Source organism: Autumnicola edwardsiae, from assembly GCF_031846505.1.
Taxonomy (GTDB): domain Bacteria; phylum Bacteroidota; class Bacteroidia; order Flavobacteriales; family Flavobacteriaceae; genus Autumnicola; species Autumnicola edwardsiae.
Map to the genome: position 1 here is coordinate 1 of NZ_JAVRHP010000109.1, position 10,038 is coordinate 10,038.

A 10,038-nucleotide genomic window follows, 5' to 3' on the forward strand; every position below is an offset into this window, starting at 1 on the left:
TACCTCAAAAACAAGAAAAGAAAATAAGAATTCTTTCCACTTTCCACTCTCCACTGAAAAACACAACAGACATCCAGTTTTGCACCTCCTAAAATCCTACATAAAATTCCTCCTCAAAAGTCAAAATCAGCACGGCCTCCACTCCCCTTTTGTGTATGAGCTGGTGACGAAATGCTTTTATGATAAAAAGAAATATGCGGCGTATGGCCTTCTGAAATCCTTCCGAAGAAGCTTGCTGAAAAATGACAATTTTATCAAAATAACCGATTTTGGTGCGGGAAGCAGGGTTTTTAAATCCGATAAACGTAAAATTTCGGCAGTAGCAAAGAATGCTGGGATATCAGAAAGACGTGCAAAGTTACTTTACAGGCTGGTGAACTATCTTGAATGTAAAAATGTACTGGAATTGGGAACTTCACTGGGTATAGCGACTTCAGCAATGGCTGGAAATAAAAGCGCTAAGTTAATTACTTTAGAAGGATGCCCGGAAACGGCAAATATCGCCCAACAGCAGTTCGACAAATTCGCATTAAATAATATTGAGCTGAAAATTGGCAAATTTGAGGATACGCTGGAGGAAGTAATTGGTGGAGAGTGGAGAGAGAAAAAGGAAAATAGGAATCAAGAGGCAGGAGACAAGAAAGTGGAAAGTGGAGAGTGGAGAGAAGAAAGTGGAGAGACAACAAACTCAGAACTACAAACTACAAACCAAAAACTACAAACTACGAACTACGAACTAAAAAAATTTGACCTGGTTTTTTTCGACGGAAATCACCAGAAACAACCAACTTTGGAATACTTCCATAAATTACTGCCTACTGCTAAGAATAATTCCGTTTTTATTTTTGACGATATCCACTGGTCACCGGAAATGGAAAAAGCCTGGGAAGAAATTAAAAACCATCCTGAAGTTACGGTCTCTATCGACACTTTCTATTGGGGCCTTATTTTCTTCAGAAAAGAACAGGCAAAGCAGCATTTCAATATCAGGCTGTAGGCTAAATAAGTCAAAAAGTTAACGAGTTAAAAGTTAAAAAGTTTTCTTTTACATTAAAAGCACGGAGAGGATTGTCCCGCTCCACCTTCTCCCCCGAATTTCATTCTATCATAAAAGTTTGATTTCACTATTCACTCTTTACCTCTTTTCCTCCTTCACTCTACAACATAAAAATTGTACAATTGTAACAAATGTCGTTAACTTGCGTCTTATCCTGTGAAAATAGCTTTACAAATGAGCAGAGTCATTGAAATTACCAATATCACCAGGGATTTTCCGCTGGGTCAGGAAACTGTAAAAGTTCTTAAGGGAATAGACCTCAATATAGAGCGTGGCGAATATGTGGCATTTATGGGACCTTCAGGATCTGGAAAATCTACTTTAATGAATTTGCTGGGATGTCTTGATACTCCAACTTCGGGATCTTATATCCTGAATGGGAAGGATGTAAGCAAGATGACTGATGATGAACTTGCTGAAGTACGAAATAAAGAAATCGGTTTTGTTTTTCAGACCTTTAACCTATTACCGCGTACTACTGCTCTGGATAATGTTGCACTTCCTATGGTTTACGCCGGTTACTCAAAATCTGACAGGACCAAAAGGGCTCAAGAAGTTCTTACCAACGTTGGCCTTGGTGATCGTATGGATCATAAACCCAATCAACTTTCCGGCGGACAAAGACAGCGGGTTGCCGTTGGCCGTGCACTCGTGAACAAACCTTCTATAATCCTTGCCGATGAACCTACCGGAAATCTGGACTCCAAAACTTCGGTAGAAATTATGCACCTTTTCGATGAAATTCATGCTGCAGGCAATACGGTAATCCTCGTAACTCACGAAGAAGATATTGCAGAACACGCCCATCGTATTATCCGTTTACGAGATGGTGTAGTAGAGAGTGATGAACGCAGGGAAAAGGTAAAAGTTGAAGGTTAAGAGTTAAATGTCTAATCTTTCCATTAATTACTCAACGTATCTTCCTTATTGACCATTTTGATCAGGTAAACAATCTCTAACGATTTAAAAATTTCAGGAGTTTCTTTGGATCCTGCCGGTTATCCCAAAATCCTGTTATGAGAATTCGTGGAAAATTTACCTGATAGAGGAGAGAGTAATGGCCTAATGAAATGGCTCTTGTTCCTTCAACATTAGTTTTAACTCCCATTTCAGGATTGCCTTTTAATAGTCCAATACGATCAAGAATAGATGAATTGAGCTTCCTGGAATAATTGCTACTTTTGTTTCGGTTGTTCCAATATTCAAAAATATAATTTCTTTGTTCTAATGCAGTATGGGTCCAAAAGATCGTTAGCTCATCCATTCAGAATCAGATTTTCTTAGATCATCTTCCGAAATAAGTTTCTCTTCTTCAATATCTCTTTCGCTCATTAACAGCATTTCAATTTGTTCAGAATTTAAGTTTAAGGCCTCTTCGCTTTGTGTCGAATCTAAGATTTTATCAATTGCAGAAAGCAATTCTTCATTTCGGGTAATAAGAATTCGGTCTATTAAACGATATTTGATATTTTCCAAAGTTGTCATTGGGCTGTTTTCCTATAAAAGTCGACAATGTTTGTCATTTTTCCAAATATTGCCAGTAGGTTAAATCAAATCTTTATGTCTCTAAAGCAAAACTAATTATTAATTACTCATTGCTTATTGCCAACTGTCCATTGTCCTTTGACAAAAAACTTTCTTATCTTCGTGAAAAGAAACCAAGATGCTTGATTTTGATCAGGAAACCTGGCTTTACCTGGCTATTATTGCTGCTATTTTCATCTACTTCAGCAGGAATTCGGGACGTGCAAAGAACAACCGTAAAAATCGAAAAAACCGAAGTTTTAGAAAAAGGTACTTGGAGCGCAGAGAGCAGGAAAAATCTGAAGACACTTTTCAGGAGAAAAACAAAAAATGAAAATATATACTAAAACCGGGGATAAAGGAACGACTGCCTTATTTGGCGGAACCCGGGTCCCGAAGCATCATATAAGGATAGAAAGTTACGGAACGGTAGATGAACTTAATTCCTATATAGGGCTCCTTAGGGATCAGGATATTGAGGATCACCTTCAACAAAACCTAATCAAAATCCAGGACCGGCTTTTTACCATCGGCTCGGTTCTGGCCACAGATCCGGAAAAAGCAGTGCTTAAAAATGGAAAACAAAGATTATCCATTCCTAAAATTTCTGCTGAAGATATAGAGTTTCTTGAAAAGGAAATGGATAAAATGAACGAAGAGCTCCCGGAAATGACGCATTTTGTGCTTCCCGGTGGCCACCAAAGCGTGTCATTCTGTCACATAGCCCGCTGTGTTTGCAGGCGGGCAGAACGTTTAGCAACAGCGCTTTATGAAATTGAAGCCTTTGACGACACTGTACTGCAATACCTTAACAGGCTCTCTGATTATCTCTTTGTGCTGGCACGAAAATTGACAAAATACTTCCAGGCGGAAGAAATAAAATGGGTTCCGGAAAAATCCTGAAAACTTCTTCTTCTGTTCTCTAAATCTACTGTAAAAAGTAAGGTTTTAGAATAAGTTCTTAACGGTATTGAATAATTATAAGATTTTTTTCTTGGCTATATCAGCAAAAAATTTATTTTTGCAAAAATTATAAACCAGATTCGATCATGTATTGGACTTTAGAATTAGCATCTTACTTAAGTGATGCGCCATGGCCTGCCACAAAAGATGAATTAATTGACTATGCAATCAGAACGGGTGCGCCTTTAGAAGTTGTTGAAAATCTGCAGGCCATCGAGGATGAAGGAGATTCCTACGATTCTATTGAAGAGATTTGGCCAGACTATCCCACAGACGATGATTATCTCTGGAATGAGGATGAATATTGACACAAACCATTAGAAATAAAGCAAAAAAGTCTCCAAAGTGAGGCTTTTTTTTTGCTTACATTTGAAACATATTAAAACAAAAAACTTATGAGTTTTTTAGATTCTGTATTAAAAGTATTTGTTGGCGACAAATCAAAAAAAGACGTCAAAGAGATACAACCCATAGTTGAACAAATAAAGGCATATGAATCTGAATATGAAGCATTGGGCCTCGATGAACTAAGAGCAAAAACTGCTATTTTTAAAGCAAAAATTGCAGATGCCCTAAAGGAAGTAAACGAAAAAATTATAGCCCTTGAGAAAGAAGCAGATGAATCTGAAGATATTACCCGCAAGGAAGATATTTACGTTGAAATTGATGCTTTAAAAGATAAATCTTATGAAATCTCAGAAGGTATCCTTAACGAAATTCTTCCCGAAGCCTTTGCTACTGTTAAAGAAACTGCTAAAAGGTTTGTAAACAACACGCAGCTAAGGGTAAAAGCATCTTCCTTTGATCGCGAAATTTCTGCTGAAAAAGATTACGTAAACCTCGATGGCGATTTTGCCATTTGGAACAATTCCTGGGATGCTGCCGGCAAACCGGTAACCTGGGATATGGTTCATTATGACGTTCAGCTAATAGGTGGTGTTGCCATGCACCAGGGTAAAATTGCAGAGATGCATACCGGGGAAGGTAAAACACTTGTTGCAACCCTCCCAATGTACCTCAACGCATTAACCGGAAATGGTGTTCATTTGGTAACTGTGAATGATTACCTTGCAAAAAGGGACAGTGCCTGGATGGCCCCTATCTTTGAATTCCACGGTCTTAGCGTGGATTGTGTTGATTATCACCGCCCAAATTCCGCAGCGAGGAGAAAAGCTTACAACGCAGATATTACCTACGGAACAAATAACGAATTTGGTTTTGATTATCTAAGGGATAATATGTCCCATGCGCCAGATGATCTTGTGCAGCGCCCTCATAACTACGCGATTGTGGATGAGGTGGATTCGGTTTTAATTGATGATGCCCGTACACCGCTTATTATTTCGGGGCCTATCCCAAAAGGTGATGTTCACGAGTTTAATGAATTAAAACCTGCTGTTGCAAGCATTGTTGAAGCACAACGTAAACATCTTGTAAAAATACTTGCTGAAGCAAAAAAACTTATTGCTGCCGGCGACACTAAAGAAGGTGGAAAACAATTGTTGCGAGTTTACCGCGGACTTCCAAAAAACAAGGCGCTTATTAAATACTTAAGTGAAGAAGGGATTAAGCAGTTACTGCAAAAAACTGAAAACCAGTATATGCAGGACAATAACCGTGAGATGCCTAAAATTGATGAAGAGCTTTACTTCACCATTGAAGAAAAGAGCAATCAAATAGACCTTACAGATAAGGGAATTGAATTTCTCTCCGGAAAAGATGATCCAGATTTCTTTGTGATGCCGGAAATTGGAATGGAAATCGCCAAGATTGAAAGAGAAGGGCTGCCAAAAGAAGAGGAAGCAGAAAAGAAAGAAGAACTTTTCCGTGAATACAGTGTAAAAAGCGAGCGTATCCATACCATGCGGCAGTTGCTTAAATCTTATACCTTATTCGAAAAAGACACAGAATATGTTGTTATAGATAATAAAGTAAAGATTGTTGATGAGCAGACAGGCCGTATTATGGAAGGTCGCCGTTATAGCGACGGATTGCACCAGGCAATTGAAGCAAAAGAAAATGTGAAGATTGAAGATGCCACGCAAACGTTCGCTACCGTAACACTTCAGAATTACTTTAGAATGTACCGCAAGCTTTCGGGGATGACGGGTACTGCAGTGACCGAAGCCGGTGAATTCTGGGAAATTTACAAACTGGACGTTGTTGAAATTCCGACGAACCGACCTATTGCCAGAAACGACAAAGAAGATTTGGTGTACAAAACCAAACGCGAAAAATATAATGCGGTGATTGACCACGTTACCGATCTTTCTAAGCAGGGAAGGCCGGTGCTGATTGGTACCACTTCCGTAGAAATTTCGGAGTTATTAAGTAGAATGCTTAAGCTTCGTAATGTTCCGCATAACGTGCTGAACGCGAAGATGCACAAGAAGGAAGCAGATATTGTTGCTGAAGCAGGTAAATCTGGAATTGTAACCATCGCCACCAACATGGCCGGTCGTGGTACCGATATTAAGTTGAGCAAAGAAGTTAAAGATGCCGGTGGTCTGGCTATTGTAGGTACAGAACGCCACGATTCGAGGCGTGTAGACAGGCAGCTAAGAGGTCGTAGTGGACGACAGGGAGATCCCGGAAGTTCGCAGTTTTATGTATCCCTGGAAGATAACCTTATGCGATTATTCGGATCTGACAGGATTGCGAAATTGATGGACAGGATGGGGCTTGAAGAAGGTGAAGTCATCCAGCATTCCATGATTTCAAAATCTATAGAACGGGCCCAGAAGAAGGTGGAAGAGAACAACTTTGGGATTCGTAAGCGTCTGCTGGAATATGATGATGTGATGAATGCCCAACGGGAAGTGATTTACAAGCGTAGGTACCACGCTCTTTTTGGCGATCGCTTAAGAGTGGATATCGCAAATATGATATTTGACACTTCGGAAGCTATTGCTGAAACCAATAAAATGGCATCAGATTATAAGAATTTCGAATTTGAACTGATTCGTTACTTTTCTATGAGTTCTCCTGTTTCTGAAGAAGATTTTGGAAAGATGACCGTTCAGAAAATAGCAGGCGAAGTTTATAAAGCTGCATATAAACATTACGAGGAAAAGATGGAACACAGCGCTTCCAGGGCATTCCCTGTAATTAAGCAGGTTCATGAAGATGAAAGAAATAACTTCGAACGAATCTCGGTGCCTTTTACAGATGGCAGCAAAACTCTACAGGTAGTCACCAATCTCAAAAAAGCATACGAGACTGAAGGAAAGCAGCTGGTAAAAGATTTTGAAAAGAATATTACCCTTGCAATTATAGATGACTCCTGGAAAACCCATTTAAGGAAAATGGATGAGCTGAAACAAAGCGTTCAGCTGGCAGTTCACGAACAAAAAGATCCGTTATTGATCTATAAATTTGAGGCTTTTGAACTTTTTAAAACAATGCTCGATCAGGTAAACCGGGACGTTATAGGGTTCCTGTTTAAAGGAGAAATTCCCGAAGGGAATGTTTCAAACATCCAGGAAGCGAGACAGACCAGAAAACGTGAAAAGGTGGAGACCTCTAAAGAGGAAATTCAGAATATAGACGAGAGAGCCGCTCAAAACCGTGCTGCAGGGCAACGCCAACAACCTAAACCCCAAGTTACAGAGACTGTAGTAAGGGACAAACCCAAGATTGGCCGTAACGACAAGATCACGGTTAAAAATGTGATGAGTGGTGAAAACAAAACCATGAAGTATAAGCAGGCCATCCCCCTATTGGATAAAGGAGACTGGGTGCTTGTGGATAATGAGTAGATGGTGGTCTGTAGACTGTAGAAAGATTAAAAAAACCCGAAAAACTATTTAAGTTTTTCGGGTTTTTTTGTTTTGTTGTTTAGAGTTCGGAGGTCGTTCCTAAATATACTCCCCTCCTTTTAGCAAGGTTGCCGAAGGCTGGCGTGCTACAAAGATCGATATTTGTCATTTTTGAGGCAACACCTAAATTGGAGCAAACAACAAGAGCTCCCCTCCTTTTAAAGGAGGGGTGGCCGAAGTCCGGGGTGGTCAGATAATAGGTGTGGCTTAAAAAACATTCTTTTCAGTTAGCAACAAGTCACTAGGAATCAAAACCTAGTGATTTATTCAAAGAGAAAATTGATTATATTAGCTTTATGAAAGTAATAGCTAGCATAGAACCCAACCTGGCTGAATTTAAAGCATTATGTAAATCATATAATGTCAAAAATTTATATGCTTTTGGCTCTTCCATAACCGACAAATTTGATGAAAATTCCAGCGATATCGATTTATTAATCGAAATTGAAGAAAACGATCCTTTAGAAAGGGGAGATAAACTTTTAGCTATCTGGGATAAATTAGAAGATTTCTTTCAACGAAAAGTGGATTTACTAACACCCTCTTCGCTCAGGAATCCAGTTCTAAAGAAAAATATTGACACCACCAAAGTTCTGATTTATGAGGGAGAAAGCCAGGAAGTACCTCTCTGATATATTAATAGCTATCGACTTAATTGAAGATTTCATAGCTGATACTCCAAACTTTAAGATGTATCACCATGACGTAAAAACTCAAAGCGCGGTCGAAAGACAATTAGCCATAATTGGAGAAGCTTTAAGTAAGGTAAAAAAGTTAGAACCAGATTTTTCAATTCACAAAGACAAACAGATCATCGGATTTAGAAACCGATTAATCCATGCCTATAACAGCATTGATAACGCAATAGTCTGGGTTATTGTAAAAAAATATCTGGTAGAACTTAAAAAAGAAATTCAGGACCTATCCAAATAATCCAGTGCCAGTTGACAAAAATTGGAAACACAAAAGCTAACCTCCGTTTTTAAGAATGGTTGACCACAGGTCAAGGTGGTATAGTCGATATTTGTCATTTTTGAGGCAACACCTAAATTGCAGCAACAAGAGCTCCCCTCCTTATAAAGGAGGGGTGGCCGAAGGCCGGGGTGGTCAGCGGAATACTCAAAACTTAAATTTTAAGCAATAAATTAGGATCGGGACAATTCTTAAGGTACAATTCAATTTCTTTTTTAGAGGCAACTCCTGGAAAATCACCGGAATTTCCCATTAAATCCTCCATAATCTGAAAATGAAGATGTGGCGCATAATCTCCGTTCTCTAAAGGCTCCCCCAGCTGGGCTATTTCCTGAAATTGAGCTATTTCCTGCCCTGCCTCCAGTCCCAAAAGTGACTTCCTACTTAAATGTCCATATAATGTATAGAATTTTCTACCTTTCATTTCATGCTCCAGGATAATTGTGGGGCCATAGTCTCCAAAATTGTCATTATCCCGAAAACTGTGAATTTTCCCGTCCAGAACAGCCATTACGGCGGTACCTTCTGCAGCCCAAATGTCCAAACCTATGTGTATGTTCCTGTTCAGGAATTCTTCAGTATTTCTATTGAACAGATTGCTCCTTTTATAGAGGTTTCGTGTCTCATTGTAACCTCCGTAGGCGGCCTTTTTACCCACTTTTCTCAGGGAATTGTTCAGAAAAACAGAAAAAGCTTCGGAAGAAAGCATTTCCAGTTTCAGAATTTCGGGGTTGTTTTCAGAAAGATCTATTGGTGCATATTCTCCCTGTTCCAGGTTTGCAACTACGGGAGTGAATCCTGTAGTAAGTCCGGCAATAAATTCAGCAAAAGTTTCAGATTTCATTCGGCATATTTTCAGCAAAAAAGATCGTCAAAAATGCACAATTTCGTCCTTTTGAAATTTTGCGCCTTTAGACGACCTTTTTCTATCGGCTAAAAATAAGTTTAGATTTTTAATTTACCAAAACATCACTAAAACTTGCTTTAATACTTACAGTTCCTGAGCCGTTTCTGCTCTTATTGTAACCGTTTAAAATTATATTATCGTAAGTTTTTGTAGATTTTAACTCCATAGACTTGGGATAAGCAATATCGCTTTGGGTTCCATCATAACTAAAATTAAAAGCAGTATCTGGTAAAGAGAGTTCTAAATCACTATTCTCAAGTGTTATTCTCAGGTTTTTAAATTCGGGCGCCAGCTTTACAATATTTAAATCTCCAAAAGACCCCGTAAGAATACCTGTTTCAGTAATTTCTTTTACGATCACATCGCTGGAATTAGAACTTAATTTGATACTGGTGGCCTTATCTATAGTACAATCCTGCACATAATCTGTACTCAGCACCCCATAATTCCAGTGTTTTATTTTTATTGGCGAATAAGAAACTTTTACATCGGTTTGCTTCCCTGCAAGTGTATTTGCTGAAAGGGATCCATGAGAAACGCTGGCTTTAAGGTTAAAAGTGGTCCCCGGCAAATTTAACTTTCCATGCCGCACATTAAGGATCAAATTGGCATTTTTAGGAAGACTTATTCGTATTCTTTTTTTTGCCTTACCGCCATCATTAGACAATACAAATACCTTATTTTCCTTATCTTCAAAACGGGCTTCCATCTCTTTGCCAAACTGTTCTCCCCATTTTTCCATTTCTTTACCAAATTTTTCTCCCCAGGCTTCCATATCTGCTCCAAACTTTTCGCCC

The 10,038-nt window shown here is 39.0% G+C and carries 11 protein-coding genes and 1 pseudogene; 8 read left to right on the forward strand and 4 right to left on the reverse strand.

Features of this window, described 5'->3' with window-relative positions; genetic code table 11:
* Positions 1 to 79 precede the first annotated feature (79 nt).
* Positions 80 to 997, forward strand: coding sequence for an O-methyltransferase (locus tag RM529_RS14665; RefSeq protein ID WP_432264538.1), 918 nt, complete (start codon positions 80 to 82; stop codon positions 995 to 997).
* A gap of 234 nt (positions 998 to 1,231) precedes the next feature.
* A complete protein-coding gene (locus RM529_RS14670) occupies positions 1,232 to 1,936 on the forward strand; it encodes an ABC transporter ATP-binding protein (protein WP_311485502.1) in 705 nt (234 codons plus the stop codon).
* Positions 1,937 to 2,012: 76 nt separating this feature from the next.
* On the opposite strand, the gene RM529_RS14675 is transcribed toward RM529_RS14670, so the two are convergent.
* Entirely contained in the window at positions 2,013 to 2,321 is a 309-nt protein-coding gene (locus tag RM529_RS14675; RefSeq protein ID WP_311485503.1) for a type II toxin-antitoxin system RelE/ParE family toxin, read from the reverse strand.
* On the reverse strand, positions 2,309 to 2,542 hold the full coding sequence (locus tag RM529_RS14680; RefSeq protein WP_311485504.1) for a hypothetical protein: 234 nt from the start codon (positions 2,540 to 2,542) through the stop codon (positions 2,309 to 2,311). Before RM529_RS14680 ends, RM529_RS14675 begins: the two co-directional genes overlap by 13 nt.
* Before the next feature lie 178 nt (positions 2,543 to 2,720).
* Between RM529_RS14680 and RM529_RS14685 the strand changes: the two genes are divergently transcribed.
* From RM529_RS14685 to RM529_RS14710, 6 genes are all read left to right on the forward strand, one after another.
* Positions 2,721 to 2,915: a hypothetical protein gene (locus tag RM529_RS14685; RefSeq protein ID WP_311485505.1), complete on the forward strand. Its 195-nt coding sequence runs from the start codon at positions 2,721 to 2,723 to the stop codon at positions 2,913 to 2,915.
* Positions 2,912 to 3,484, forward strand: coding sequence for a cob(I)yrinic acid a,c-diamide adenosyltransferase (locus RM529_RS14690; RefSeq protein ID WP_311485506.1), 573 nt, complete (start codon positions 2,912 to 2,914; stop codon positions 3,482 to 3,484). The genes RM529_RS14685 and RM529_RS14690 overlap by 4 nt, the downstream gene beginning before the upstream one ends.
* Before the next feature lie 146 nt (positions 3,485 to 3,630).
* Positions 3,631 to 3,852, forward strand: coding sequence for a DUF2795 domain-containing protein (locus RM529_RS14695; RefSeq protein ID WP_013070580.1), 222 nt, complete (start codon positions 3,631 to 3,633; stop codon positions 3,850 to 3,852).
* 87 nt (positions 3,853 to 3,939) lie between these two features.
* Positions 3,940 to 7,302: a preprotein translocase subunit SecA gene (gene secA / locus RM529_RS14700; protein WP_311485507.1), complete on the forward strand. Its 3,363-nt coding sequence runs from the start codon at positions 3,940 to 3,942 to the stop codon at positions 7,300 to 7,302.
* A 356-nt stretch (positions 7,303 to 7,658) separates the two neighbouring features.
* Positions 7,659 to 7,994 carry a nucleotidyltransferase family protein gene (locus RM529_RS14705; protein ID WP_311485508.1) on the forward strand — a complete coding sequence of 112 codons (336 nt, stop codon included), beginning with the start codon at positions 7,659 to 7,661 and terminating at the stop codon, positions 7,992 to 7,994.
* Positions 7,963 to 8,295, forward strand: a complete 333-nt coding sequence (locus RM529_RS14710) for a HepT-like ribonuclease domain-containing protein (protein ID WP_311485509.1) — start codon at positions 7,963 to 7,965, stop codon at positions 8,293 to 8,295. Before RM529_RS14705 ends, RM529_RS14710 begins: the two co-directional genes overlap by 32 nt.
* A gap of 193 nt (positions 8,296 to 8,488) precedes the next feature.
* On the opposite strand, the gene RM529_RS14715 is transcribed toward RM529_RS14710, so the two are convergent.
* On the reverse strand, positions 8,489 to 9,178 hold the full coding sequence (locus tag RM529_RS14715) for a peptidoglycan DD-metalloendopeptidase family protein (protein ID WP_311485510.1): 690 nt from the start codon (positions 9,176 to 9,178) through the stop codon (positions 8,489 to 8,491).
* Positions 9,179 to 9,287: 109 nt separating this feature from the next.
* Positions 9,288 to 10,038, reverse strand: a pseudogene (locus RM529_RS14720) (hypothetical protein); the annotation flags it as partial.